This is a genomic window from Stenotrophomonas thermophila, from assembly GCF_001499715.1.
Lineage (GTDB): Bacteria > Pseudomonadota > Gammaproteobacteria > Xanthomonadales > Xanthomonadaceae > Stenotrophomonas > Stenotrophomonas hibiscicola.
On record NZ_CVIW01000015.1, the window covers coordinates 43,136 to 69,569 of the forward strand.

At 67.0% G+C, this 26,434-nt stretch carries 25 protein-coding genes; 18 read left to right on the plus strand and 7 right to left on the minus strand.

Features of this window, described 5'->3' with window-relative positions; all coding sequences use genetic code 11:
* Positions 1–41 precede the first annotated feature (41 nt).
* The 6 genes from lptM (at position 42) to hslU (ending at position 4,859) form a co-directional block, all read left to right on the plus strand.
* Positions 42–314 carry an LPS translocon maturation chaperone LptM gene (lptM, locus tag BN1263_RS09170; protein ID WP_058980630.1) on the plus strand — a complete coding sequence of 91 codons (273 nt, stop codon included), beginning with the start codon at positions 42–44 and terminating at the stop codon, positions 312–314.
* Entirely contained in the window at positions 307–1,158 is an 852-nt protein-coding gene (gene dapF, locus BN1263_RS09175; RefSeq protein WP_058980632.1) for a diaminopimelate epimerase, read from the plus strand. Before lptM ends, dapF begins: the two co-directional genes overlap by 8 nt.
* The gene (locus tag BN1263_RS09180; RefSeq protein WP_058980634.1) at positions 1,155–1,829 is read left to right on the plus strand and encodes a DUF484 family protein; all 675 of its coding nucleotides are present in this window, start codon (positions 1,155–1,157) and stop codon (positions 1,827–1,829) included. Before dapF ends, BN1263_RS09180 begins: the two co-directional genes overlap by 4 nt.
* 16 nt (positions 1,830–1,845) lie before the next feature.
* The gene (gene xerC / locus BN1263_RS09185) at positions 1,846–2,742 is read left to right on the plus strand and encodes a tyrosine recombinase XerC (RefSeq protein WP_058980637.1); all 897 of its coding nucleotides are present in this window, start codon (positions 1,846–1,848) and stop codon (positions 2,740–2,742) included.
* 85 nt (positions 2,743–2,827) lie between these two features.
* Positions 2,828–3,379 (plus strand): ATP-dependent protease subunit HslV, encoded by a 552-nt coding sequence (hslV, locus tag BN1263_RS09190; protein WP_005411093.1) that lies wholly within the window; start codon positions 2,828–2,830, stop codon positions 3,377–3,379.
* A 106-nt stretch (positions 3,380–3,485) separates the two neighbouring features.
* The gene (gene hslU / locus BN1263_RS09195) at positions 3,486–4,859 is read left to right on the plus strand and encodes an ATP-dependent protease ATPase subunit HslU (RefSeq protein WP_026347094.1); all 1,374 of its coding nucleotides are present in this window, start codon (positions 3,486–3,488) and stop codon (positions 4,857–4,859) included.
* A 96-nt stretch (positions 4,860–4,955) separates the two neighbouring features.
* Here hslU and BN1263_RS09200 read toward each other — a convergent pair whose 3' ends face one another.
* Both BN1263_RS09200 and smeT read right to left on the minus strand, forming a co-directional pair.
* A complete protein-coding gene (locus tag BN1263_RS09200) occupies positions 4,956–5,948 on the minus strand; it encodes a Gfo/Idh/MocA family protein (protein ID WP_058980639.1) in 993 nt (330 codons plus the stop codon).
* A 46-nt stretch (positions 5,949–5,994) separates the two neighbouring features.
* A complete protein-coding gene (gene smeT, locus BN1263_RS09205; RefSeq protein WP_019660698.1) occupies positions 5,995–6,654 on the minus strand; it encodes an efflux transporter SmeDEF transcriptional repressor SmeT in 660 nt (219 codons plus the stop codon).
* Positions 6,655–6,861: 207 nt separating this feature from the next.
* Between smeT and smeD the strand changes: the two genes are divergently transcribed.
* The 3 genes from smeD to smeF all read left to right on the plus strand — a co-directional run bounded on the left by smeD (position 6,862) and on the right by smeF (position 12,692).
* Positions 6,862–8,046, plus strand: coding sequence for a multidrug efflux RND transporter periplasmic adaptor subunit SmeD (gene smeD, locus BN1263_RS09210; RefSeq protein ID WP_058980641.1), 1,185 nt, complete (start codon positions 6,862–6,864; stop codon positions 8,044–8,046).
* 12 nt (positions 8,047–8,058) lie between these two features.
* Positions 8,059–11,181 (plus strand): multidrug efflux RND transporter permease subunit SmeE, encoded by a 3,123-nt coding sequence (smeE, locus tag BN1263_RS09215; protein ID WP_058980643.1) that lies wholly within the window; start codon positions 8,059–8,061, stop codon positions 11,179–11,181.
* Positions 11,182–11,291: 110 nt separating this feature from the next.
* A complete protein-coding gene (gene smeF / locus BN1263_RS09220; RefSeq protein ID WP_144435335.1) occupies positions 11,292–12,692 on the plus strand; it encodes a multidrug efflux RND transporter outer membrane subunit SmeF in 1,401 nt (466 codons plus the stop codon).
* A gap of 83 nt (positions 12,693–12,775) precedes the next feature.
* Here the strand turns inward: smeF and BN1263_RS09225 are convergent, their stop codons facing one another.
* The 4 genes from BN1263_RS09225 to BN1263_RS09240 all read right to left on the minus strand — a co-directional run bounded on the left by BN1263_RS09225 (position 12,776) and on the right by BN1263_RS09240 (position 14,588).
* The gene (locus BN1263_RS09225) at positions 12,776–13,198 is read right to left on the minus strand and encodes a low affinity iron permease family protein (protein ID WP_058980648.1); all 423 of its coding nucleotides are present in this window, start codon (positions 13,196–13,198) and stop codon (positions 12,776–12,778) included.
* A 67-nt stretch (positions 13,199–13,265) separates the two neighbouring features.
* Positions 13,266–13,601: a hypothetical protein gene (locus tag BN1263_RS09230; RefSeq protein WP_021203904.1), complete on the minus strand. Its 336-nt coding sequence runs from the start codon at positions 13,599–13,601 to the stop codon at positions 13,266–13,268.
* A 75-nt stretch (positions 13,602–13,676) separates the two neighbouring features.
* Positions 13,677–13,937, minus strand: coding sequence for a hypothetical protein (locus BN1263_RS09235; protein ID WP_021203905.1), 261 nt, complete (start codon positions 13,935–13,937; stop codon positions 13,677–13,679).
* Positions 13,938–14,135: 198 nt separating this feature from the next.
* Positions 14,136–14,588, minus strand: coding sequence for a nucleoside deaminase (locus BN1263_RS09240; protein WP_005419409.1), 453 nt, complete (start codon positions 14,586–14,588; stop codon positions 14,136–14,138).
* 80 nt (positions 14,589–14,668) lie between these two features.
* On the opposite strand from BN1263_RS09240, the gene ubiE reads away from it, so the two are divergent.
* From ubiE to BN1263_RS09260, 4 genes are all read left to right on the plus strand, one after another.
* Positions 14,669–15,430, plus strand: a complete 762-nt coding sequence (ubiE, locus tag BN1263_RS09245; RefSeq protein ID WP_058980650.1) for a bifunctional demethylmenaquinone methyltransferase/2-methoxy-6-polyprenyl-1,4-benzoquinol methylase UbiE — start codon at positions 14,669–14,671, stop codon at positions 15,428–15,430.
* Positions 15,431–15,613: 183 nt separating this feature from the next.
* Positions 15,614–17,542, plus strand: coding sequence for a M1 family metallopeptidase (locus BN1263_RS09250; protein WP_058980652.1), 1,929 nt, complete (start codon positions 15,614–15,616; stop codon positions 17,540–17,542).
* Between the two features lie 127 nt (positions 17,543–17,669).
* A complete protein-coding gene (locus BN1263_RS09255; RefSeq protein WP_008265071.1) occupies positions 17,670–18,401 on the plus strand; it encodes a hypothetical protein in 732 nt (243 codons plus the stop codon).
* Positions 18,389–19,021: an HAD family hydrolase gene (locus tag BN1263_RS09260; protein ID WP_058980654.1), complete on the plus strand. Its 633-nt coding sequence runs from the start codon at positions 18,389–18,391 to the stop codon at positions 19,019–19,021. The genes BN1263_RS09255 and BN1263_RS09260 overlap by 13 nt, the downstream gene beginning before the upstream one ends.
* Positions 19,022–19,243: 222 nt before the next feature.
* Here BN1263_RS09260 and BN1263_RS09265 read toward each other — a convergent pair whose 3' ends face one another.
* A complete protein-coding gene (locus tag BN1263_RS09265) occupies positions 19,244–20,182 on the minus strand; it encodes a carbohydrate kinase family protein (protein ID WP_019660686.1) in 939 nt (312 codons plus the stop codon).
* Between the two features lie 283 nt (positions 20,183–20,465).
* On the opposite strand from BN1263_RS09265, the gene BN1263_RS09270 reads away from it, so the two are divergent.
* The 5 genes from BN1263_RS09270 to rodA all read left to right on the plus strand — a co-directional run bounded on the left by BN1263_RS09270 (position 20,466) and on the right by rodA (position 26,398).
* A complete protein-coding gene (locus tag BN1263_RS09270; RefSeq protein WP_005419402.1) occupies positions 20,466–21,512 on the plus strand; it encodes a rod shape-determining protein in 1,047 nt (348 codons plus the stop codon).
* Positions 21,513–21,633: 121 nt separating this feature from the next.
* Positions 21,634–22,731: a rod shape-determining protein MreC gene (gene mreC / locus BN1263_RS09275; protein WP_049481455.1), complete on the plus strand. Its 1,098-nt coding sequence runs from the start codon at positions 21,634–21,636 to the stop codon at positions 22,729–22,731.
* Positions 22,728–23,213 (plus strand): rod shape-determining protein MreD, encoded by a 486-nt coding sequence (gene mreD, locus BN1263_RS09280; RefSeq protein WP_019660684.1) that lies wholly within the window; start codon positions 22,728–22,730, stop codon positions 23,211–23,213. Before mreC ends, mreD begins: the two co-directional genes overlap by 4 nt.
* A gap of 3 nt (positions 23,214–23,216) precedes the next feature.
* Positions 23,217–25,289, plus strand: a complete 2,073-nt coding sequence (mrdA, locus tag BN1263_RS09285) for a penicillin-binding protein 2 (protein ID WP_021204560.1) — start codon at positions 23,217–23,219, stop codon at positions 25,287–25,289.
* On the plus strand, positions 25,286–26,398 hold the full coding sequence (gene rodA, locus BN1263_RS09290) for a rod shape-determining protein RodA (protein ID WP_019660682.1): 1,113 nt from the start codon (positions 25,286–25,288) through the stop codon (positions 26,396–26,398). The genes mrdA and rodA overlap by 4 nt, the downstream gene beginning before the upstream one ends.
* Positions 26,399–26,434: the final 36 nt, after the last annotated feature.

Here is a 26,434-nt window from a genome sequence, read left to right on the forward strand (position 1 = left end):
CCTGCACCAACCGCTCAGCCGCCAATGGCTATACTCGGGGCATGAAGATTCCCCATCGAAACGCCATCCTGATTCCGCTGGCAGCGGCCTCGCTGCTGCTCCTCGCCGCCTGCGGCAACAAGGGCCCGCTGGTACTGCCGCAGAAGCCGGTGCCGGTGGAAGAAACCGTCGAACCCGCTGCCGAGCCCGCCACCGAGGCGACCGCGGCGGAGGCCCAGGGCGCCGTTGCCCCCGCCACGACGGTCGACCCGGCTGCAACGACCACTCAGCCGGCAACCGCGCCAGCGAAGAAGGCGGGCAGCGGGGATGAGTAAGGCCAGTTCCACGGCGCTGCGCTTCAGCAAGATGCACGGCGCGGGCAATGATTTTGTAGTGATCGACCTGCGTGACGGCACCGCGCCGCCTACGCCCGAACTGGCCGCGCGCCTTGCCGACCGCCACACCGGCGTCGGCTGCGATCAGATCCTGACCATCGAAGCGCCACGTGCGGAAGGCTCGGTGGCCTCGTACCGCATCTGGAATGCCGACGGTTCCAATTCCGAGCAGTGCGGCAATGGCGCGCGCTGCATCGCGGCGTGGCTGGTGCGCCAAGGGAGTGCGCAGGGCGATGCGTTCGTCATCGACAGCCCGCTGGCCAGCCATGAAGTGAAGGTGCTCGGTGACGGACAGTTCGCCGTAACCATGGGCGTGCCTGCCTTCGAGCCGGCCAACGTGCCGCTGATGGGCTTCGCCCACGCGCGCGAGGAATACCTGCTGCCGCTGCAGGGCGAAAGCGTGCGCTTCGCCGCAGTGTCGATGGGCAACCCGCATGCGGTGATCGAAGTCGGCCTGATTGATGCTGCGCCGGTCGAGCGCGTCGGTGCGCTGCTGCAGCAGCATGCCTCGTTCCCGCGCTCGGTGAACGTGGGCTTCGCCCAGGTGATGGGCCCGGCGCACGCCCGCCTGCGCGTGTTCGAGCGCGGCGTCGGCGAAACCCTGGCCTGTGGCAGTGGCGCCTGCGCCGCTGCGGTGACCCTGATGCAGCGCGGCCGCCTGCAGCGCGATGCCCGCATCAGCCTGCCCGGTGGTGACCTGCGCATCCAGTGGCCGGGCGATGGCCAGCCTGTGGTGATGGCCGGCCCGACCGCATTCGTCTTCGAAGGGGAGTGGATGGCATGAGCGAAACCGTCGACAAGCTCGGGGCCCACGAAGTCGCTGCCTGGTTGCGGCGTCATCCCGGCTTCCTCAAGCAGTTCCCGGACCTGGCCCTGACCCTGGTGGTGCCGCGCGATGACGGCCCGACCGCATCGCTGGCCAGCTACCAGCTGGAAGTGCTGCGCGAGAAGAACCGCGAGCTGGCGCGACGGTTGGCCGACCTGGGCGCGACCGCCCAGGTCAACGAGCGGCTGGCGGTGCGCACGCACCAGCTGACCCTGGCACTGATGAAGCAGGACAATGCGGCCGACACTCTGCGTGCGATGGCCGCTTCGTTGCAGGAAGACTTCGCCGGCGACCTGGTGCGGCTGGTGGTGCATGCGCCGGTGGCCGGGCTGGAACAGGCCGACTGGCTGCAGGTGATCGCCGCCGATGATCCGCAACTGGGCCCGTTCCGCGACTGCCTGAAGGACGGCGAGCCGATCTGCGGCCGCCTGCAGCCGGAGAAGAACGCCGTGCTGTACGGCGCGCGCAGCGAGGAGGTGCAGACCACCGCGCTGCTGCCGCTGCCGGGGGTTGGCCTGATCGCGGTCGGCAGCCATGATCCAAACCGTTTCTACCCGGGCATGGGCACGTTGTTCCTGCGCATGATGGGCGATGCCCTGGCCACTGGCCTGAAGCGCTTCGCGGGCTGAGCAGGGCACGACGGCGATGAGCGCGGTACAGGCGTTCCTGCAGCATCTGCAGGTGGAGCGGCGGATGTCGGCGCACACACTCGACGCCTACCGCCGCGACCTGGACGCACTGTCGGCGTGGGCCGAGCCGCGTGGCGTAGCCGTGGAGGCACTCGATGCCGATGCGTTGCGCCAGTTCGTGGCCGACGAGCATCGCCGCGGCCTGTCGGCCAAGAGCCTGCAGCGCCGCCTGTCGGCCTGCCGCAGCTTCTATACCTGGCTGCTCAAGCACGGCCGCATCGAGGTCAGCCCTGCAGCGACGCTGAAGGCACCGCGCGCACCGCGCCGGTTGCCGCAGGTGCTCGATGCCGACGAAGCCGTACAGCTGGTCGAGCTTGAACCGGAAGGTGAACTCGGTCGACGTGATCGCGCGCTGCTGGAGCTGTTCTACTCCTCGGGCCTGCGCCTGAGCGAAGTCTGCGCACTGACCTGGCGCGACCTGGATTTCGCCAGCGGCCTGGTCAACGTGCTGGGCAAGGGCAACCGCCAGCGCCGGGTGCCGTTCGGCAGGCCCGCACGCGAAGCGCTGCAGGCGTGGCGTGCCGAAAGTGGTGGCGGCCCGGCCTCGCCGGTGTTTCCTGGCCGCAACGGGCCGATCAGCCAGCGCGCGGTGCAGATCCGCATCCGCCAGCTGGCGCAGCGCCAGGGCCTGTTCAAGCATGTGCATCCGCACATGCTGCGGCACAGTTTCGCCAGCCACATCCTCGAATCGTCCGGCGACCTGCGCGGTGTGCAGGAGCTGCTGGGCCATGCCGACATCGCCACCACGCAGATCTATACCCACCTCGATTTCCAGCACCTTGCCAAGGTCTACGACGCCGCGCATCCGCGCGCGAAGCGCCGACGCAGCAGCGAGGGCAGCGGAGAAAGCTGAACGTTGCCCCTGCGGTGGCCGGTCGCGGGTGGCTTGAAGGGCGCAGCGCAGGCCCCACCTCTGGTTCTGTCACCCCGGAGGCATCATGGACCCCAGTCAGAACCCCAACGTTTTCCACGCCACCACCATCGTCTGCGTCCGTCGCGGCGAGCACGTGGCCATTGCCGGCGACGGCCAGGTCACGCTGGGCCACACCGTGATGAAGGGCAACGCGCGCAAGGTGCGCCGCCTTGGCCGCGACGGCCAGGTGCTGGCCGGTTTCGCCGGTGCCGCCGCCGATGCCTTCACCCTGTTCGAGCTGTTCGAGGCCAAGCTGGAAAAGCACGGCCAGCTGCAGCGCGCCGCGGTCGAGCTGGCCAAGGATTGGCGCACCGAGCGCCGCCTCGGAAAGCTTGAAGCCCTGTTGGCCGTGGCTGACAAGGAAACCTCGCTGATCATCAGCGGCACCGGCGATGTGATCGAACCGGAGGACGGCATCATCGCCATCGGCTCCGGTGGCTCGTATGCACTTTCGGCCGCGCGCGCGCTGATGGCACATACCGAACTGGATGCGCGCACGATTGCCAGTGAAGCGATCGGCATCGCCGGCGACATCTGCATCTACACCAACCGCAACGTGGTGGTCGAGGAGCTGTGACGGGGAACCCGTCACAGACATTCCAGATTCGCCGGGCATGGCCCGGCGCTACCGTCCGGGGCCGTTCGGTTCCGGCATCGTAGACAACGAATTCGTGAGCACATCCATGTCGAAGATCGAAGTATCCTCCGCCACCATGACCCCGCGCGAGATCGTGCAGGAACTGGACCGGCATATCGTGGGCCAGCACGACGCCAAGCGTGCCGTGGCCATCGCCCTGCGCAACCGCTGGCGCCGCATGCAGCTGGCGCCGGAGCTTCGCAATGAAGTGATGCCCAAGAACATCCTGATGATCGGCCCGACCGGCGTCGGCAAGACCGAGATCGCGCGCCGCCTGGCTACGTTGGCCAACGCGCCGTTCGTGAAGGTCGAAGCCACGCGCTTCACCGAAGTGGGCTACGTCGGCAAGGACGTCGAGCAGATCATCCGCGACCTGGCCGACACCGCGGTCAAGCTGTATCGCGAACAGGCCAAGGTGCGCGTGCGTACCCAGGCCGAAGAACGCGCCGAAGACCGCATCCTCGATGCGCTGCTGCCGCGTCGTAGCGGCGGCATCGGTTTCGATCCTGAAGTCGCCCGCAACGAACCGTCGGCGCAGGACAACGAGACCCGCATCAAGTTCCGCAAGATGCTGCGCAACGGTGAGCTGGACGAGCGTGAGATCGAGCTCGACCTGGCGGCCAATGTCAGCATGGACATCATGACCCCGCCGGGCATGGAGGAAATGGGCCAGCAGCTGAAGTCGATGTTCGCCAACCTGGGTGGCGGCGCGAAGGCGCACAAGCGCACGCTGACCATCAAGGCCGCGCGTCCGCTGCTGATCGAGGAAGAGGCCGGCAAGCTGGTCAACGAGGACGATATCCGCACTGCGGCGATCGAGGCCTGCGAGCAGCACGGCATCGTCTTCATCGACGAGATCGACAAGGTTGCCAAGCGCGGCGACAACGTGGGCGGTGGCGATGTCTCCCGCGAAGGCGTGCAGCGCGACCTGCTGCCGCTGGTGGAAGGCTCCAACGTGTCCACCAAGTACGGCACGATCAAGACCGACCACATCCTGTTCATCGCGTCGGGCGCGTTCCACCTGGCCAAGCCCAGCGACCTGATTCCGGAGCTGCAGGGCCGTTTCCCGATCCGCGTTGAGCTGGGCGCGTTGAGCAAGGGCGACTTCGTGCGCATCCTGACCGAACCGAAGGCCGCGCTGACCAAGCAGTACGAAGCACTGCTGGCCACCGAAGGCGTCAAGGTCAGTTTCACTGCCGATGCCATCGAGCGCCTGGCCGAGATCGCGTTCCAGGTGAACGAGCGCCAGGAAAACATCGGCGCGCGCCGCCTGCATACGGTGCTGGAGCGCCTGCTGGATTCGCTCAGCTACGAGGCACCGGACCGCGATGGCGAAACCCTGGCCATCGACAGCGCCTACGTCGATGCACACCTGGGTGAGCTGGTGCAGGACCCGGACCTGAGCCGCTACATCCTGTAATGCGCATCGAGGTCGGATCCTTCGCCGTGGCGAGGGCCCTGACTCCATCCGCTGCAACAGAAAAGGCCGCCGCAGGGCGGCCTTTTGCGTTGGCGCTCAGCGCGATTGCCGGGCGCGGTAGGCCTGCAGTACCTGGTCGATCACTGCACTGGTGCGGGCGGCGCTGATGCCGTTCGAGGGCGAGTGCCCGTGGCCGCGCAGTTCGTCCACGACGGAGGCGATCAACGGCTGCTGGACCGATGGCGGGTTCGGGATATCGAATGCCTGCACGCCCGCTTCGGTCTCCAGCACCACCGGAACGTCCTCGAAGGTGGCAAAGCGCAGCTGCCCCAGGTCGCCGGTAATCTCGACCTCGTCCTGTCGGCGGAACGCGCAGAAACTCCATTGCGCGACGCCATGCGCCCCCGCCCCGGTGCGGAAGCACATCGAGACGCTGTCCTCGGCGGCGTAGGCGCCGGTCAACGAACTGGCCAGGCCGCGCACGTCGCTCAGGGGCTCCAGCAGATGGTCGAGCAGGTCCAGCGTATGTGAGCCCAGGTCGACGAACAGCCCGCCGCCGGCGATGGCGGGGTTGGTTCGCCAGAAGTCCGGCGATGCGGCAGCCGCCGAATGTGGCCGATGCAGGGTGGCGCGCACGCTGCGCGGCGTACCGATCGCGCCGCTGTCCAGCAGCTGCTTCACCTGTGCGAAGCGGGGCAGGGCACGGCGGTAGTAGGCCACGAACACGGGCACGCCGCTGCGGGCGCTGGCCGCGATGATGCGCTGGCACTCGTCGTGGTCCATGGCCATCGGCTTTTCGATGTAGACCGGCTTGCCTGCAGCAATCGCCTGCAATGCGTAGTGCATGTGCGTGGAGGGCGGTGTTGCAACGTAGACCGCGTTCACCTCCGGATCGGCGATGAGTGCATCGGCGTCCGCGTACCAGCGCGGAATCGCGTGGCGGCGTGCATAGTCTTCGGCCAATGCGGCATTGCGGCGCATGACCGCCACTACCCGTGAGCCCGGCGTGTTGGCCAGGGCCGGCCCGCTCTTCTTCTCGGTGACGCTGCCACACCCGATGAAGCCCCACACCACGTTGTCCAGGATCATCGATCTGCCCTTGCAGGGGGTGCCGCAGTGATGGGAGCAGCCTCGTTCACGCCTCGGGCAGCGGCTCGGGGACGGTGCCGGGAACGAACACACCATCCTTCACGTAGGCGGCCAGGGTCATGTCCAGCGCGAGCATGCCATCGCGCTTGAGGTCCATCAGTTCCGGTTCGACCATCGCGCCGTGCAGCACGCCCAGCACGGTGGCGTGCAGCATGCGTGCGGCGATCTTCGGGTCGGCGCCCTCGCGCAGCTGGCCCAGGTCCTTGGCGCGGCGCAGGGCACGCTCCATCCGGTCCAGCGCATCGCGGAAGCCGGCCTGCTGCATTTCGGTCAGGACCCTGGTGTCGGCCGACGCATCGCTGCGCAGCATGATTTCCATGGTCTTGCGCAGGCGCTCGTCCTCGGACAGCTCGATGAACGAGTGGATCATCACCGCGCGCAGGTCGTGCACCGGCGTGTCGCGCTGGTCGGTGGAGGTGCGCTCCAGTTCCTGCATGAAGGGCAGGTGCACCCGCTCGACGATCGCGGCCAGCACCTCGCTCTTGTTCTTGAAGTGCCAGTACACCGCGCCACGGGTATAGCCGGCGCGGGCGCCGATCATCTCCAGCGTGGTACGGGCCACGCCGTGTTCATGGAAGCAGGCTTCGGCGGCGTCAAGGATGCCTTCCCGGGTTGCCTGGGTGTCCTCTTTGGTCTTGCGGGCCATGGGTAGGTACGAGTGCGGGTGAAACGTGGCTGAATTGTACCGGTTTACAAACAAACAAGCATGTATGTATATTTCGCTCCCATCATTCCCGTCGTGTGCGTGGCAGGCCGGTCCGGCTCCCACTCCCCGCTGGTGCGCGTTGCCTGCTGGCGCTTTCGGCCTGTATCAGCGCGATTTGAGATTCCTTCCCCTAAGAGCCTTTCCGTCATGTTGCTGAGCCGAATCCGACCCTTTGCACTGTCGCTGGCGATCGCCGCAGCCGTGGCTGCCTGCGGCGGCCAACCCCAGGCCCCCGAGCAGGGCCCGGGTGACGTCACCGTGGTCACGCTGAAGTCCGAAACCGTGGGCCTGACCCGCGAACTGCCGGGCCGTACCAACGCCTTCCTGGTCGCCGAAGTGCGCCCGCAGGTCAACGGCATCGTTGCCAAGCGCCTGTTCACCGAAGGCGGCATGGTCAAGGCCGGCGAGCCGCTGTACCAGATCGAGGACGCCAGCTACCGCGCCCAGGCCAACAGCGCCCGCGCCCAGCTGGCCCGCGCCGAAGCCACGGCCAACGCCGCGCGCCTGAGCGCCAAGCGCATCACCGAGCTGGCCAAGGTCGACGCGGTCAGCCAGCAGGACCTGGAAAACGCCGTGGCCGCGCAGAAGCAGGCCGAGGCCGATGTCGGTGCCGCCAGGGCCTCGCTGGACGCGGCCAACGTCACCCTCGGCTATGCCCGCATCACCGCGCCGATCAGCGGCCGCATCGGCAAGTCCAGCGTTACCCAGGGTGCGCTGGTCAGCGCCGGCCAGGCCAATGCACTGGCTACCGTGCAGCAGCTGGATCCGATCTATGTCGACCTGACCCAGTCCTCGGCCGAGCTGCTGCAGCTGCGCCGCGAACTGGCTGCCGGCCGCCTGCAGGACAACCAGACCCTGCCGGTCAGCATCCTGATGGAAGACGGCAGCACCTTCGAGCACAAGGGCACGCTGGAGTTCTCCGAAGTCAGCGTCGATCCGGCCACCGGCAGCTTCGGCCTGCGCGTGAAGGTGGACAACCCGGACGGCCTGCTGATGCCGGGCATGTACGTGCGTGCGGTGATCGGCGGCGGCGTGCGCAGCGATGCGGTGCTGGTGCCGATGCAGGGCATCGCCCGCGATCCGAAGGGCGACACCACCGCGATGGTGGTCGGCAAGGACAACAAGGTCGAAGTACGCCCGGTCAAGGTCAGCCGCACGGTCGGCGACAAGTGGCTGGTCGAGGAGGGTCTGAAGGCCGGTGACAAGGTCATCGTCGAAGGCCTGCAGAAGATCGGCCCCGGCATGCCGGTCAAGGCCACCGAGAAGGGCGCTGCTCCGGCCAAGCCGGCGGCCGTCGCCCAGCCTGCCGCCCCGGCCGGCCACGCGAAGTAAGCGGAGAACCCCATGGCACGCTTTTTCATCGATCGACCCATCTTCGCGTGGGTGATCGCCATCATCATCATGCTCGCCGGCGGCCTGGCCCTGTTCAAGCTGCCGGTCTCGATGTACCCCAACGTCGCGCCGCCAGCGGTGGAAATCAGCGCCACCTACCCGGGTGCATCGGCCAAGGTGGTCGAGGACTCGGTGACGCAGATCATCGAGCAGAACATGAAGGGCCTCGATGGCCTGATCTACTTCTCCTCCAACAGCTCGTCCAACGGCCAGGCCACCATCACCCTGACCTTCGAGAGCGGCACCAACCCGGACATCGCCCAGGTGCAGGTGCAGAACAAGCTGCAGCTGGCCATGCCGCTGCTGCCGCAGGAAGTGCAGCGGCAGGGCATCAACGTGGCCAAGTCCAGCTCGGGCTTCCTGAACGTCATCGCGTTCGTGTCCGAGAACGGCAGCATGGACGCCAACGACATCGCCGACTACGTCGGTTCCAATGTCGTCGACCGCCTCAGCCGTGTGCCGGGCGTGGGCAACATCCAGGTATTCGGTGGCAAGTACGCCATGCGCATCTGGCTGGATCCGAACAAGCTGCATACCTATGGCCTGTCGGTTGCGGAAGTGACCGCAGCGATCAAGGCACAGAACGCGCAGGTGGCCATCGGCCAGCTTGGCGGTGCACCGTCGATCAAGGGCCAGCAGCTCAACGCCACCATCAACGCGCAGTCGCGCCTGCAGACCCCGGAACAGTTCCGCAACATCATCGTGCGCGGTGCGCAGGACGGTGCTGAGCTGCGCCTGGGTGATGTCGCCCGCGTCGAACTGGGTGCTGAGTCCTACGACTTCGTCACCCGCTACAACGGCCAGCCGGCCAGCGGCCTGGCGGTCACCCTGGCCACCGGCGCCAACGCGCTGGATACCGCCGCCGGCGTGGATGCCGCGCTGGAGGACATGAAGAGCTTCTTCCCGGCCGGGCTGAAGGCGGAGATCCCGTACGACACCACCCCGTTCGTGCGCGTGTCGATCAAGGGCGTGGTGCAGACCCTGATCGAAGCGATCGTGCTGGTGTTCGTGGTGATGTACCTGTTCCTGCAGAACTTCCGCGCCACCCTGATCCCGACCATCGCCGTGCCGGTGGTGCTGCTGGGTACCTTCGGCGTGCTGGCGATGCTGGGCTTCTCGGTGAACATGCTGACCATGTTCGCGATGGTGCTGGCGATCGGTCTGCTGGTGGACGATGCCATCGTGGTGGTGGAGAACGTCGAGCGCATCATGTCCGAGGAAGGACTGTCGCCGCTTGAAGCGACCCGCAAGTCGATGGGCCAGATCACCGGTGCGCTGGTGGGTATCGGCCTGGTGCTGTCGGCGGTGTTCGTGCCGATGGCCTTCATGAGCGGATCCACCGGCGTGATCTACCGGCAGTTCTCGGCCACGATTGTCTCTGCAATGGCGTTGTCGGTGCTGGTGGCGATCGTGCTGACCCCGGCACTGTGCGCGACCATGCTCAAGCCGCTGAAGAAGGGTGAGCATCATGTTGCCCACCGCGGCCTGGCCGGTCGCTTCTTCAACGGTTTCAACCGTGGCTTCGACCGCACCAGCGAAAGTTACCAGCGTGGTGTGCGCGGCATCATCCATCGTCCGTGGCGCTTCATGGGCATCGTGGCGGCACTGTTCGTGCTGATGGGCGTGCTGTTCGTGCGCCTGCCCAGCTCGTTCCTGCCCAACGAAGACCAGGGCGTGCTGATGGCGCTGGTGCAGGCCCCGGTCGGCGCCACCCAGGAGCGCACGCTGGAATCGATCGCGGCATTGGAGAACCACTTCCTGCAGAACGAGAAGGATGCGGTGGATTCGGTGTTCTCCGTGCAGGGCTTCAGCTTCGCCGGCATGGGCCAGAACGCCGGCATGGCGTTCGTCAAGCTGAAGGACTGGAGCGAGCGTGACGCCAACAATGGCGTGATGCCGATCACCGGTCGTGCGATGGCTGCCCTGGGCCAGATCAAGGATGCCTTCATCTTTGCCTTCCCGCCGCCGGCCATTCCGGAACTGGGGACTGCCTCGGGCTATACCTTCTTCCTGAAGGACAACAGCGGCCAGGGCCACGAGGCACTGGTCGCCGCACGCAACCAGCTGCTCGGCCTGGCCGCCGGCAGCAAGAAGCTGGCCAACGTGCGCCCGAACGGCCAGGAGGACACGCCGCAGTTCCGCATCGACATCGACGCGGCCAAGGCGACCTCGCTGGGGCTGTCGATCGACCAGATCAACGGCACGCTGGCCGCCGCGTGGGGCAGCTCGTACATCGATGACTTCGTCGATCGTGGCCGCGTCAAGCGCGTGTTCGTGCAGGCCGACCAGGCGTTCCGCATGGTCCCGGAGGACTTCGATCTCTGGTCCGTGAAGAACGACAAGGGCGAGATGGTGCCGTTCAGCGCCTTCGCTACCAAGCACTGGGATTACGGTTCGCCGCGCCTGGAACGCTACAACGGTGTGTCGGCCATGGAAATCCAGGGCGAACCGGCCCCGGGTGTCGCCTCCGGCGATGCCATGGCCGAGATCGAGCAGCTGGCCAAGCAGCTTCCGGCGGGCTTCGGCATTGAGTGGACGGCGATGTCCTACCAGGAACGCCAGGCCGGCTCGCAGACGCCACTGCTGTACACGCTGTCGCTGATGATCGTGTTCCTGTGCCTGGCCGCGATGTATGAAAGCTGGAGCGTACCGACCGCGGTGCTGCTGGCGGCCCCGCTGGGTATCCTCGGCGCGGTGCTGGCCAACACCTTCAAGGGCCTGGAGCGCGATATCTATTTCCAGGTGGCGATGCTGACCACGGTGGGCCTGACCAGCAAGAACGCGATCCTGATCGTCGAGTTCGCCAAGGAAAACCTGGAAAAGGGCGCCAGCCTGATCGAGTCGATCATGCACGCCGTGCGCGACCGCCTGCGCCCGATCGTGATGACCTCGCTCGCCTTCGGCATGGGCGTGGTACCGCTGGCGATCTCCACCGGCGCCGGTTCCGGTGCCAAGCAGGCGATCGGCACCGGCGTGCTCGGCGGCATGATCGTCGGCACCGTGCTCGGCGTGTTCTTCGTGCCGCTGTTCTTCGTGGTGGTGCAGCGCGTGTTCAAGCGCAGATCCACGATGTGACCTGTAACGGTAGTGTCGGTCGCTGGCCGGCATCTGCTGATCGCTTGATGTGAATCCAACGAGGTTGCCGGCCAGCGGCCGGCACTACCTCCTGCCATCCGGCAGTACCGATGGAAGTCATTCCCATGAAAAGTGCATCCCTGTTCCTTTCCATTGCCGCCGTGCTCGCGCTCGCCGGCTGCTCCACCCTGGTGCCGAAGAACACCGCCGTCGCTCCGGCGATCCCGGCGCAGTGGCCGGCCGAGGCAGTACAGGGCCAGGTGGCCGATGCCGCCGCCGTCGGCTGGCGCGACTTCTTCACCGATGAGCGCCTGCAGCAGGTGATCGAGCAGTCGCTGCAGAACAATCGCGACCTGCGCGTGGCCGTGCTCAACGTTGAACGCGCGCGCGGCCAGTACCGTGTGCAGCGCGCTGATCGCGTGCCCGGCGTGGCCGTGACCGGCCAGATGGACCGCCGTGGTACCGATGCCGGTGTCACCGAGCAGTTCAGCGCGGGCGTGGGTGTGGCCGAGTTCGAGCTGGACCTGTTCGGTCGCGTGCGCAACCTCAGCGAGGCGGCGCTGCAGCAGTACTTCGCCGTGGCTGCCAACCGCCGCAACGCGCAGCTGAGCCTGATTGCCGAGACCGCAACTGCGTGGCTGACGTATGGTGCCGACGCGCAGCAGCTGAAGATCGCCGAGGCCACGCTGAAGACCTACGAAGATTCGTTGCGCCTGGCCGAGGCCCGCCACGAGCGTGGCGGCAGTTCGGCACTGGAACTGACCCAGACCCGCACGCTGGTCGAGACCGCGCGCACCGATGCTGCGCGCCTGCGTGGCCAGCTGGCCCAGGACCGCAACGCGCTGGCGCTGCTGGCCGGTGGCCAGCTCGATCCGGCACTGCTGCCGGACGGCATCGAACCGCAGCTGCTGGCACTGGCACCGCCGCCGGCAGGCCTGCCCAGCGACGTGCTGCTGCAGCGCCCGGACATCATGGCCGCCGAACACCAGCTGCTGGCCGCCAATGCCAACATCGGCGCTGCGCGTGCCGCATTCTTCCCCAGCATTTCGCTGACCGGCAGCATCGGCAGTGGCTCCAGCGAACTGTCCGGCCTGTTCGACAGCGGAACCCGGGTATGGAGCTTCCTGCCGAAGATCACGCTGCCGATCTTCCAGGGCGGCAAGCTGCGCGCGAACCTGGCCATCGCCAATGCGGATCGCGATATCGCACTGGCGCAGTACGAGAAGTCGATCCAGGTGGGCTTCCGCGAAACCGCCGATGCGCTGGCGTTGAATGTCAGCCTGGACGAGCAGGTGCGTTCACAGCAGCGCCTGGTGGAAGCGGCCGAACAGGCCAACCGCCTGTCGCAGGCGCGCTACGACGCGGGCCTGGACAGCTTCGTGACCCTGCTGGATGCGCGGCGTACCGCCTACAACGCACAACAGACCCAGCTGCAGGCGCAGCTGGCGCAGCAGGCCAACCGCATCACGCTGTACAAGGTGTTGGGCGGTGGCTGGCACGAGCGCAGCTGAAGGACAGCCGGCCAGCGGCCGGCTCTACCTTGATGATCGATGGTAGTGCCGGCCGCTGGCCGGCATTGTCATTTCAGGACCTGCTACACCGCTTCATCGTCGCGCCGCGCTGCATGGCAGGCGCGCACCCGCGCGAGCGCATCGCCGGCTTCGCGCGCCATCTGCTCGTACTCGGCGCGGATCTCTTCCAGGCGTGCCTCGTCCAGTTCTTCCAGATCGAGCAGCTCGTTGTTGGCCTCGGCGGTTGCCCGGATCAGCTCGTCCAGCTTGATCTGCATCGCGGCGGTGTCCGCGTTCTGCGTGTGCTGGATCAGGAACACCATCAGGAAGGTGATGATGGTGGTGCCGGTGTTGATCACCAGCTGCCAGGTGTCGTTGAAGCCGAACACCGGGCCACTGATGCCCCAGATCACCACGATCGCCACTGCCGCCAGGAAGGTCCACGGCGAGCCCGTGGCGGCCGCGGCCTTCTTGGCGATCGTATTGAACAGATTTCGTGCTGTCATCGTCGTCGTCCCACTCAGGTGACGAGGATGATCGGCAGTGGCGCGTGGAGGCGCCGTGCAGCGGCCGTCAGGCGCGCATGCGTTGCAGTCGTGGCGCCTGCAGGCTGCGCACCGGGCTGCTCTGATAGACGTGCTGCCAGCAGAGGTCGACGAACTCGCGGGCCTGTGCTTCGCTCAGCCGCGGCATGATCTGCAGGGCGTACTGGGTCTGGAACATTTCGTCACGTTCGGCCTCGCTGGCGCGCGGCTGGGTGATCAGCGAATCACAGGCGAACTTGATCCACGGCACGTAGGAGCCGAACGAGTTGTGCGGCAGTGCGCCCTCGGCATGCTGGCGGCGCCAGTGGTCAAGCTCGGCGTCTACGTTGATGACCGGAGGAATGGTGGGGACTTCAGCGTGCATGACAATCCAGTTCGGTTGAGTGGAAAGGGAGTGGGGGTTCATCGGAGTGTGGCGTATCTGCCGGTGCATGCCGCGTCAGCGGGATGTGGAGCCGGTGTGGCGATTGCTGATCAGTTGCGCGTGCTCGACCGCCCCCATCTGCTCGGCCATGGTGGCCATCGCGTTGCACAGTCGCTCGTGATCGCGTGGCTGGCCGCGCACCAGTTCCAGCTGCAGGCCCTGGTAGGCACTCCAGAACGACGCACTGCGCCGGTGCAGCGCGAAGTGCTGCTGCAGGCGTTCGCGGATGGATTCGAGGATCGGGTCGGGCGTAGGTCGTACGGCGTGCGCGCACATGGCTGGCTCCGCCGGGGAAACGAGCCCCGGTAACCCCACCCTAGGCGTGTCAGCCGGGTGGGGTGTTACCGCAGTGTGTGCACGCGGTCCAGCTGACTGTGCGCGCGGTCACGGCAATGGCCGCAAACGCTGCCCGCACTAAGAGGTGGCGGCACTGAAGCGTTCATTAAACGGGTTCAACGGATGACGGTGTGTGGCTCATTCACCGATGTCTTCGTTCCAGATGTCCGGATGGCGGCTGATGAAATCGCCGAGCAGGTCGACGCATTCCTGGTTGTCGAGGTCGATCACGTTGACGCCGTTTTCCCGCAACCAGTCGATGCCGCCCTGGAAGGTGCGCGATTCGCCCACCACCACGGTGCCGATGTTGAACTGGCGCACCAGGCCAGAGCAGTACCAGCACGGTGCCAGGGTGGTGACCATGATCGTGTCCTGGTAACGGCGCTGGCGGCCGGCCTTGCGGAACGCATCGGTCTCGCCGTGCACCGACGGGTCGCCTTCCTGCACGCGGCGGTTGTGGCCGCAGCCAAGCAGGCGGCCGTCGTTGTGGTACAGGGCCGCGCCGATCGGCACGCCGCCCTCGGCCAGGCCTTGGCGGGCTTCGGCGATGGCGGTCTGCAGCAGGGCCTGGTAGTCGGGCGTGGTGATCATGCGGGGCTCCGGTAAGTCGTGGCCCGCCATGATACGGGCAGGGGGTGCCGCTGGCCCCCGGCGGTGCGATAATCGGGGCCATGAGCGAATCCCCCTACAAAGCCGGTACCACCCATTTCGGGTTCCGCGACGTCGCCGCCAAGGACAAGCAGAAGCTGGTCGGCCAGGTGTTCACCTCGGTCGCGCGCAACTACGACCTGATGAACGACCTGATGAGCCTGGGCGTGCACCGGGCGTGGAAGCGCTACTACGTGGCCACCGCGCAGGTGAAGCCGGGCGACCGCGTGCTCGATCTGGCGGGCGGCACCGGCGACATCGCCGCCCTGCTGAAGGAGCGCGTCGGCGCCGAGGGCTCGGTGGTGCTGGGCGACATCAACGCCGGCATGCTGTCGGTCGGCCGTGACCGCCTGACCAACCGCGGCTTGGTGCTGGGCCTGGACTACGTGCAGTGCAACGCCGAGGCCCTGCCGTTCCCGGACAACAGCTTCGACCTGGTCACCATCGCCTTCGGCCTGCGCAACGTGACGGACAAGGACGCTGGCCTGCGCGAGATGTACCGCGTGCTGAAGGTGGGCGGCCAGGCCCGCGTGCTGGAGTTCTCCGAAGTCACCGCGGACTGGTTCAAGCCGATCTACGACTTCCACTCGTTCAAGATCCTGCCGAAGCTGGGCAAGCTGTTCGCCAATGACTCGGACAGCTACCAGTACCTGGCCGAGAGCATCCGCAAGCCCCCGCCGCAGGACGAACTGAAGGCGATGATGTCGCAGGCCGGCTTCGAGCGCTGCCACTACAAGAACCTGACCGGCGGCATCGTCTCGATCCACTCCGGCTACAAGCTGTAAGCCCAGTGTCCGGGTAGTGCCGGCCGCTGGCCGGCATCCCCGTGCCCGGTCATCGTCCGTGCGGATGCCGGCCAGCGGCCGGCACTACCGGTGCTGTGGGCCGCCATTACCCCGCACCGCGCAACGCCTGCGCGGCCGGAGGGAGTTACCATTGGGGTTTGATCCCCGTAACGGTCCCGATTCATGCGTAATCCGCTGATGCTCCTTCCGCTGGCCGTGGCCCTGGCCGCCGGCTGCTCCCAGGAGGCGGCCGCGCCCGCCGCCGCCCCGACTGCCGCAAAGGCCCCTGCCGCCCCCGTGAACGCCGAGAACCGCAGCCACGACGAAAGCTCGTACGCCGAGCCGGACAAGGTCGTCATCAAGGACATCGCGCTGGATCTGAAGCTCGACTTCGACCAGAAGCAGATTGGCGGTACCGCCACCTACACGCTGGAATGGAAGCAGAAGGACGCCAGGCAGCTGGTGCTCGACACCCGCGAGCTGACCGTGTCCAAGGTCGAGGCCGTCGCCGCCGATGGCGCGCGCAGCCCGCTGAAGTTCGAGCTGGCCGCCGCTGACAAGGTGTTCGGCAGCAAGCTGACCATCGAGGCCCCGGAACAGCCGGCCAAGGTGGAAGTGACCTACCACACCGCACCGACCGCCTCGGGCCTGCAGTGGCTGGCGCCGTCGATGACCGAGGGCAAGAAGCTGCCCTTCATGTTCAGCCAGTCACAGGCCATCCACGCCCGTTCGTGGGTGCCGCTGCAGGACACCCCGAGCGTGCGCTTCACCTACAGCGCGCACGTGGTCTCGCGCCCGGACGTGATGGTGCTGATGAGCGCCGACAACGATCCCAAGGCCGCGCGTGATGGTGACTACACCTTCAAGATGCCGCAGCCGATTCCGTCCTACCTGCTGGCCATCGCCGCCGGCGACCTGGTGTTCGAGCCGATCTCCGGCCGCTCCGGCGTCTGGGCCGAGCCGACCATGGTCAACAAGGCCGCCAAGGAATTCGAGGACACCGAGAAGATGATCGGTGCCGCCGAGAAGCTCTACGGCGAATACCGCTGGGGCCGCTACGACATGCTGGTGCTGCCGCCGTCGTTCCCGTTCGGTGGCATGGAGAACCCGCGTCTGACCTTCGCCACCCCGACCGTGATCGTCGGCGACAAGTCGCTGGTCTCGCTGGTCGCCCATGAACTGGCGCACAGCTGGTCGGGCAACCTGGTGACCAACGCCAGCTGGAAGGACATCTGGCTCAATGAAGGCTTCACTACCTACGTCCAGGGCCGCATCACCGAAGCCCTGTACGGCAAGGAGATGGCCGAGATGGAGAAGCAGATCGACCAGACCGACCTGCTGGCCGAAGTGAAGGACATGAGCCCGGCCGACCAGGCGCTGGCGCTGCCGCCGCTGAACGAGCGCGACCCCGACGAAGCGCTCAGCCAGGTGGCCTACGTCAAGGGTTCGTGGTTCCTGGAATTCCTGGAGCAGCGCTTCGGCCGCGAGACCTTCGATCCGTTCCTGCGCGGCTGGTTCGATGACCACGCCTTCCAGAGCGCGAACACCGACCAGTTCGTCGACTACATGAAGAAGAACCTGCTGCCGAAGAATCCGTCGGCAGTGACCGAGGCCGAACTGAAGGCATGGCTGGACGAGCCGGGTATCCCGGCGTTCGCGGCCAAGGCGCAGTCGCGCAACTTCAGCAGCGTCGATACCGCACGCATCGCCTTTGCCAGCGCCGGCACCGTGCCCAGCAGCCAGGTCATCGCCGACTGGAGCACCCAGGAATGGGTGCGCTTCATCGACGGCCTGGGCGCAACCCAGCCGCTGGACAAGCTGGCCACGCTGGACAAGGCCTTCCACTTCACCGGCACCCCGAATGGCGAAATCGCCATGCGCTGGTACCCGCTGGCGATCCGCAGCGGCTACGAGCAGGCCAATGAAGGCGCGGCGGCATTCATCGAGCGCGTCGGCCGTCGCAAGCTGATCCTGCCGATCTACGCCGAACTGGTGAAGACCCCGAAGGGGCTGGAGCTGGCCAAGCAGGCCTTCGAAAAGGCCAAGCCGGGCTACCACCCGATCACCACCGCCTCGGTCCAGGACATGCTGGCCAAGGCTGAAGCCAAGTAAGCGGTAGTGCCGGCCGCTGGCCGGCAACCGGTCACTGCTTCACCACCAACGGCGGGGAAACCCGCCGTTGGTGTATCCGCTTTTCGCTGCCGATAGAATCGGGATGCACTCGCAAAGGACCTCCGCCATGAAACGACTGATCCTGCTCACCGCCTGCACGCTGGCGCTGGCCGCCTGCAGCAACCCCGAGGAAGAACGCAAGGCGCAGGAAGCCGCCGCAGCCGCCGTGCAGGCGCAGAAGGAGGCCAAGGCCGAAGACGTGGCCAAGCAGTACGACATGGCCGTGGCCGCGCAGGACTGGGAGCGCGCGCGCCTGCACGGCGCCTCGCTGCTGGACCAGTACAAGGACACCGCGGCCGCCGAGCGCATCGCCGCAGGCTTCGACGAGGTCAAGGCCAAGGGCGATGCCGCGCGCGACCTGCGCCGCATGCAGGCACTGTGGCAGTACAACCAGATCCCGGTGGGCAACAAGGGCAACCAGGTTTCGGCGCAGATCTACAGCAAGGAACGGGTGGACGTGGATGGCAGCGGCGCCAAGCCGGTGCAGCTGGTGTTCCGCGATCATCCGGAGTGGAAGCGGCATGCGTATCTGGTGCTGCAGGCCGGCGATTTCCGTTGCCCGCAGTGCACGGTGAAAGTGACCGTGGACGACGGCAAGCCGGTGTCGATGGCCGCGTGGCGCCCGAAGACCGATGAAGCCATCGCCCTGTTCATCACCGATCAGAAGGCGCTGTGGAAGCTGGCGCGCAAGGGCAAATCGATCAGCATCGAGTTCCCGGTCAAGGCCGGTGGCACCCGCACCGCTGTGTTCGAAACCGGTGGCGTCGACGCCAGCCGCATGCCGCAGTGGTGGCAGTAAGGGTTGCGGCGGGCAGCGCAGTGCACGCGTTGTCCGCGATCCGGCACTGGGTGTTCGACCTGGATGGCACGCTGACCGTCGCCGTGCATGATTTCGCCGCGATCCGCCGCGCGCTGAAGATTGCGGCCGAGGAAGACATCCTTGACCATATTGCGGCCTTGCCGGACGCACCGGCGCAGGCCAAGCGCGCGTGGTTGCTGGATCATGAGCGCGCGCTGGCCGAGGACGCACTGCCGGCACCGGGTGCGCTGAAGCTGCTGCGCGCGCTGGCGGCGGCGGGTTGCCGACTGGGCATCCTGACCCGCAACGACCATGCGCTGGCGAAGCTGACGCTGGAGGCGATCGGGGTCGGGGCGTTGTTCGACGACGCCGACATCATCGGCCGCGACGAAGCGGTGCCCAAGCCCTCGCCGGATGGCCTGCAGCAGCATCTTCGTCGCTGGGGGATCGGGGCTGCGGAGGCAGTGATGGTCGGTGACCACGCCTACGACCTGGAGTGCGGCCGTGCCGCAGGCACGCACACCGTGCTGGTCAATCTGCCGGAAAATCCGTGGCCGGGCCGTGCCGACTGGCATTTCGCCGATTGCCGCGCCTTGTTGGCTGCCTGGCAGGGCGCCTGATGATGTAGAGCCGAGCCCACGCTCGGCTGCTCTCCGGTCAGATCGCGCTGGCGCGCGCAAGCCGAGCATGGCTCTCGGCTCTACAGGAATCAAACAGTGTGTCGACCAAGGTCGACACCTACCAACAGCATTCCCAGCAGCGCATCGGGTGGAAAGCCCCCATGTTGTTCAAGGGGGCGCGCCGAAGGCGCGGGGATAAGGTGGAATGCGCGAGCAATTTGGTTACGCGCTAAGCGCGTAGCCAAATTGCTGCTTGAACTGCTCGTTGAACTCATCGAAAGTGAAGCGCTGGTTCTGCGTGCCCGGGTGTTCGACCTTCAGCGCGCCCATCAGGTTGCCCATGCGGCCGATGGTCAGCCAGTCGTAGCCCTTCTGGATGCCGTAGATCAGGCCGGCGCGGAAGGCGTCGCCACAGCCGGTCGGGTCGACCACGCGGCGCTCGTGCGCCGGCGGGATGTCGTAGCTCTTTTCCGGGGTGTGGATGACCGCACCCTTCGGGCCACGGGTGGTGATGTAGGCCTTGACCCGGCTGACGATCTCCTTTTCGTCCCAGCCGGTGCGCTCCTGCAGCAGGTTCGACTCGTAGTCGTTGACCACCACGTAGTCGGCCTGATCGATGAACGCGCGCAGCTCCGGGCCGTTGAACAGCGGCATGGCCTGGCCCGGGTCGAAGATGAACGGGATGCCGTCCTCGTGGAATTCCTGCGCGTTCTGGATCATGCCTTCGCGGCCGTCCGGGCCGACCAGGCCCAGGGTCACGCCCGGCACGCCACGCACGTGGTTCTCGTAGGAACGCATCATCGCGCCCGGGTGGAAGGCGGTGATCTGGTTGTTGTCGTGATCGGTGGTGATGAACGCCTGCGGGGTGAACAGCTCATCGATCACGCGCACGCGCGACAGGTCGATGCCCAGGCCTTCGAAGTACTCGCGGTACGGGCCGAAGTCCGATCCCACCGTGCCCATCGGGATCGGCTGGCCACCCAGCAGGTGCAGGTTGTAGGCGATGTTGCCGGCGCAGCCGCCGAACTCGCGGCGCATGCGTGGGACCAGGAACGACACGTTCAGGATGTGCACCTTGTCCGGCAGGATGTGATTCTTGAACTGGTCCGGGAACACCATGATGGTGTCGAAGGCAAGAGAACCACAGATCAGAGCGGACATCGATGTAAGCCTATGCGGTGAATTTTGGGGTGGGCCGGCCCGGTTCAGCGGGCAAGCAAACGGCGCCCTTGGGCGCCCGACGGCGCAAAGGTTACCCGCTGGTGCCGCTCAGGGCCAGAACCGGGTGAGACCTGATCAGGCCGAAAGCCTGTGAAGACGCGGGTTCAGCTAGTTTTTTCCTTGCTCGGCGGCAGGCGGGTTGCTAGGCTTGTCGGCCTCGATTTCTGCCCATTTTTTCGCCATCCCGCGGCGGGCACGACACCCCTCAGGACTCCTTCCTCAGATGTTCAAGAAACTCCGTGGCATGTTCTCCAACGACCTGTCCATCGACCTGGGCACGGCCAACACCCTCATCTACGTGCGCGGGCAGGGGATCGTACTGAACGAGCCATCGGTCGTGGCCGTGCGCCAGGACCGTGCCATCGGTGGCACCCGCTCGGTGGCAGCCGTAGGCGCCGAAGCCAAGCAGATGCTCGGCCGTACCCCGGGCCACATCACCACCATCCGCCCGATGAAGGACGGCGTCATCGCCGACTTCACCTACACCGAGGCGATGCTCAAGCACTTCATCAAGAAGGTGCACAAGTCGCGCGTGCTGCGCCCGAGCCCGCGCGTGCTGGTCTGCGTGCCGGCCGGTTCGACCCAGGTCGAGCGCCGCGCGATCAAGGAATCGGCCGAGGAAGCCGGTGCCCGTGACGTGTTCCTGATCGAAGAGCCGATGGCCGCCGCGATCGGCGCCGGCATGCCGGTCACCGAAGCCCGTGGCTCGATGGTCATCGACATCGGCGGCGGCACCACCGAAGTGGCGGTGATCTCGCTCAACGGCATCGTCTATTCGGCCTCGGTCCGCATCGGCGGCGACCGCTTCGACGAGTCCATCACCAACTACGTGCGCCGCAACCACGGCATGCTGATCGGTGAAGCCACCGCCGAGCGCATCAAGGTCGAGCTGGGCTGCGCCTACCCGCAGGCGGAAGTGATCGAGATGGAAATCTCCGGCCGCAACCTCGCCGAGGGCGTGCCGAAGATGATCAAGATCAGCTCCAACGAGGTGCTCGAGGCCCTGCACGAACCGCTGTCGGGCATCGTCAGCGCGGTGAAGCTGGCGCTGGAGCAGACCCCGCCGGAACTGTGCGCCGACGTCGCCGAGCGCGGCATCGTGCTGACCGGTGGCGGCGCCCTGCTGCGCGACCTGGACCGCCTGATCTCCGAGGAAACCGGCCTGCACGTGCAGGTTGCCGACGATCCGCTGACCTGCGTGGCCCGCGGCGGCGGTCGTGCGCTGGAGCTGGTGGACATGCACGGCAACGAGTTCTTTGCGCCGGAATAAGCCGTCCCGGCCGTTCCTGCCCGCCGCGCCCTTCCGGGGTGCGGCCCGCCGTGATGGCGGGCCGGCACCGGCGGGGCGCCCGCGTGTTTCCCTTCCGCCTTCTGCCAGTTGAATCGTTGCCGTGCCGCCCTACGCCGGTCCTCCCGTCGCCTCCCGATCCGGTGATGCCGCCAGCCCCCTGCGGTTGCTGGCCTATCTCGCGTTGGCCATCACGCTGATCGTGCTCGATGACCAGGCCGGCTGGCTGGCGCGCCTGCGCGAGCAGGCCAACAGCCTGGTGCAGCCGGTCTGGGCACTGGCCGGCCTGCCCGGCAAGCTCGGCAACCAGGTCAAGGATTCTGCCGCCAGCCACAGCCAGCTGGTCGCCGAGAACCGCGAACTGCGCAACCAGCTGCTGCTGGCCAACGCGCGCCTGACCCGCCTGCAGACCGCCGCACTGGACAATGCCCAGCTGCGCGAACTGCTGAACGTGGCCGAGCGCAGTGGCCTGGACGTGCAGCTGGCGCCGATCCTGGACATCGACCTGGACCCGGTCAAACAGCGCCTGGTACTCGATGCCGGCAGCCGCGAGGGCGTGCATGTCGGCCAGGCGGTGATCGACGCCGGCGGCCTGATGGGCCAGGTGATCAGCGTCACCGGCGGCACCTCTACCGTGCTGCTGCTGACCGACCCTGACCATGCCGTGCCGGTCACCGTGGCCCGCAACGGCGTTCGCCTGATCGTCTATGGCCGCGGCGACACGCTGGAACTGCGCGATATTCCGCTCAGCGCCGGGGTGGAAGTGGGCGATGAGATCGTCACCTCCGGTCTTGGCGGTCGTTTCCCGGCCGGCTTCCCGGTCGGCACCATCACCGGCCTGCGACCGGACGACACCCATGCGTTCCTGGTCGGCGAACTGAAGCCGGCGGCGCAGCTCGACCGCGGCCGCGACGTGCTGCTGCTGCGCCCGGGCGCGGCGATCCGCATTCCGCCGGAGCTGCGCCTGCAGCTGGAAGAAACCGCCCCGGGTGGCCCGGCCACCGGCGCCACCGTGCCCGTGGGAACCGCGCCAGCGGCAACGACGCCAGCTCCGGTCAGCGCCCCGGTAGTGCCGGCCGCTGGCCGGCAACAGCCCTCGTCGCAAACGAGGTCTGTTGCCCCCGCATCCTCCCCTGATCCTGCTGCCCCGGTAGTGCCGGCCGCTGGCCGGCAACCGACCACGCCGGAGGCGCAGCGATGAGCCGCCTGCGCGACAAGCCATGGGTGCTGCCGGCCAGCCTGGTGGTGGCGCTGCTGCTGGGCCTGCTGCCGTTGCCGGCGCTGCTGCAGCCGCTGCGCCCGTACTGGCTGGCGCTGGTGCTGGCGTACTGGGTCATCGAAGCGCCCGAGCGCGTCGGCCTGGGCATCGCCTTCGCCAGCGGCGTCATCGCCGACCTGCTGTACGGCGGTGTCCTCGGCGAGCAGGCACTGCGGCTGGTGATGCTGGCTTTCATCCTGCAGCGCTTCCGCGCGCGCATCCGCTTCTTCCCGATGTCGCAGCAGATGCTGGCCATCGGCGGCCTGCTGTTCAACGACCGCATCGTCAGCGCACTGGTGCACATCCTGGTGGGCGAACCGACCCTGCCGTGGTCGTACTGGTGGGCCCCGCTGCTGGGCATGGGCCTGTGGCCGCTGGTGTTCGTGCTGCTGGACGCGGTGCGCTTCGGCAAGCGCGGGCGCTGAGCCATGATTCCGCGCCGCCAGGTCAAGAATCCACACGCCGAAGCCGAGCAGTTCCGCCGTCGCGCGGCGCTCGGTTTCCTGGGCGTGCTGGTCTGCCTGCTGGGGCTGGGCGGCTGGTACTTCAAGCTGCAGGTGCTGGACCACGACGTCTATGCCACGCGCTCGGAAGCCAACCGCATCAAGCCGCGGCCGGTGGTGCCCGGGCGCGGCATGATCTACGACCGCAATGGCCGCCTGCTGGCCGAGAACGTGCCGGCGTTCCGCCTGGACGTGACCCCGGACAAGGTCAAGGACATGGACGCCACCCTGGAAGGGCTGGCGAAGATCATCAGCATCAGCCCGGAAGAGCTGGAAGCGTTCAACAAGTCGCGCAAGGCGCGCCGCAAGTTCCTGCCGGTCACGCTGAAGCTGCGCATGAGCGACGAGGAGATGGCGCGCTTTGCCGTCGACCGCTGGCGTTTCCCGGGGGTCGAGCTGGAACCCTACCTGACCCGGCGCTACCCGTATGGCGATCTGTTCGCGCACATCATCGGCTACGTCGGTCGCGTCGATGACAAGGATCTGGAAATCCTCGGCGAAGGTAATGCCGCGCTGACCCACATCGGCAAATCCGGCCTGGAGCGCTATTACGAGCAGCAGCTGCGTGGCCGGGTCGGCTATGAACAGGTCGAGACCAACGTGCAGGGCCGCGCGATCCGCACCATCGGCCGGGTGGCCGCGCAGTCCGGTGCGGACCTGCGGCTGTCGATCGACGCCGACCTGCAGCGCGCGATGGTGGCTGCCTTCGGCGACCAGGAAGGCTCGGCGGTGGCGATGGACCCGCGTACCGGCGAAGTGCTGGCGATGGTCAGCCTGCCGTCCTACGACCCCAACCTGTTCGTCAACGGCATTTCCCATGCCGACTTCAAGGCATTGAACGAAAACCCGTCGCGGCCGCAGTTCAACCGTTTGGTGCTCGGTGGCGTCGCCCCCGGTTCCACGCTGAAACCCCTGATCGGCCTGGCCGGCCTGGATTCGGGCGTGCGCCGCCCGGAAGACAAGGTGCTGTCCACCGGCATGTTCTACCTGCCCGGCACTTCACGTGGCTGGGGTGATGCGCATCGCGGCGGCCACGGCTGGACCGACCTGCGCAAGTCGATCGCCGAATCGGTCAATACCTATTACTACAAGCTGGCGCTGGACCTGGGCATCGAGCGCTTCGACCATTACATGGAGTACTACGGCTTCGGCCAGCCGACCGGCATCGACCTCACCGGCGAAATCGGCGGCATCCTGCCGTCGCCGGCGTACAAGCGGAAGACCCGCAAGGAAGCCTGGTTCCCGGGCGACACGGTCAACATCAGCATCGGCCAGGGCGACTGGAAGGTCACCCCGCTGCAGCTGGCGCGCGGCGTCAGCGCGCTGGCCGACGGCCAGCTGCGCACCCCGCACCTGGTGATCCAGCAGCGCGAAGGATTCGACAGCGACTGGACGGCAATGCCGGCCGGCGAAAGCAAGCCGATCAGCCCCAACCCCAACAACGTGCAGGCCGTGCGCGAGGGCATGATGGCGACCATGCGGCCCGGCGGCAGCGGCTGGCGCGTGGCGGTGGGTGCGCCGTACGTGATGGCCGGCAAGACCGGTACCGCACAGGTCATCAGCCGCAAGGGCACTGCTGCAGTGAACCCGAAGAGCCTGCCGATGCACCTGCGCCACCGCGCGCTGTTCGTTGGCTTCGCGCCGGTCGAAAACCCGGTGATCGCGATTGCGGTGGCGGTGGAAGGCGGTGGCTACGGTGGTTCAGCCGCGGCGCCGATCGCCCGCAAGGTGTTCGATGCCTACCTGCTGGGCAAGATGCCCGAAGGCATGCAGCCGCTGGACAGCGAGCGCGGCACCACTGCCATCGGCGCCACCGCGTTCGACAACGAAGACGCGAGCGCGCGCCAGGCCGGCGACCTTGCCGCTGCACAGGTGGGAGAACATCCGGTGCTGATCGGCGTGCCTGCACCGGCGCCTGCACCCGCGCCGCAGCCGGATGCGCAGGCCGCCGCGTTGCCGGCCACGCCACGGCCGACCCCTGCGGAGCCCGCACGATGAGAGTGTTCCTGCGTTGGGCCGGCGACATGCTGCGCCGCTTCTTCAGTACGCTGGACTGGGTGCTGTGCCTGGCCCTCGGCGCGCTGATGGTGATCGGCCTGGCGACCCTGAAGAGTGCCGGAGGCGACAGCCTGGTGATGGCCCAGGGCGCGCGCTTCGCGGTGGGCATGGCGGCGCTGTGGGGCATCTCGCGCGTGCCTATCCTGCGCATCCGCTCGGCCACGCCGATGATCTATGCGATCTCGATGATTCCGTTGCTGGCGGTGTTCGTGCTCGGCACCGGCAAGTACGGCCGGCAGTGGCTGGACCTGAAGTTCTTCTACCTGCAGCCGGCCGAGCTGCTGAAGGTGAGCCTGCCGATGATGGTGGCCTGGTACCTGCACAGGATGCCGCTGCCACCGCGCTTCAATACCGTGCTCGTGGCCTTGGTGATCATCGGCGTACCGACCGGCCTGGTGATGCTGCAGCCGGACTTCGGCACCGGTGTGCTGATCGCCGCCAGTGGCGTGTTCGTGCTGCTGCTGGCAGGCCTGCCGTGGTGGTGGGTCGGGCTGGGCGTAGGCGGCGTGGCCGCGGTCGCGCCGGTGGCCTGGTTCTGGCTGCTGCGGCCGTACCAGAAGGACCGCATCATGATGTTCCTGGACCCGGAAATGGACGCGCTTGGCGCCGGCTGGAACATCATCCAGTCGAAGATCGCGATCGGTTCCGGGGGCTTCGATGGCAAGGGCTGGGGCGAGGGCTCGCAGTCGCACCTGAACTTCATTCCCGAGCAGACCACCGACTTCGCGTTCTCGGTGCTGAGCGAGGAATTCGGCTGGATCGGCGTGGCCACCGTGCTGGCGCTGTACCTGCTGGTGATCGGGCGTTGCCTGTGGATTGCCAGCCAATCGCGCGATTCCTATTCGCGCCTGCTTGCCGGGGCCACCGGACTGGCGTTCTTCGTCTACGTACTGGTCAACGGCGGGATGATTTCCGGCCTGCTGCCGGTGGTGGGCGTGCCGATGCCGCTGATCAGTTACGGCGGTACCTCGGCGGTGTCACTGCTGGCCGGCTTCGGCCTGGTGATGGCGGTGCGCAGCCACAACCCGGTGCACGGCGGCTACGGCTAGCCGCCGCGCTTCCTGCTCCTGATTCTTGTAGAGCCG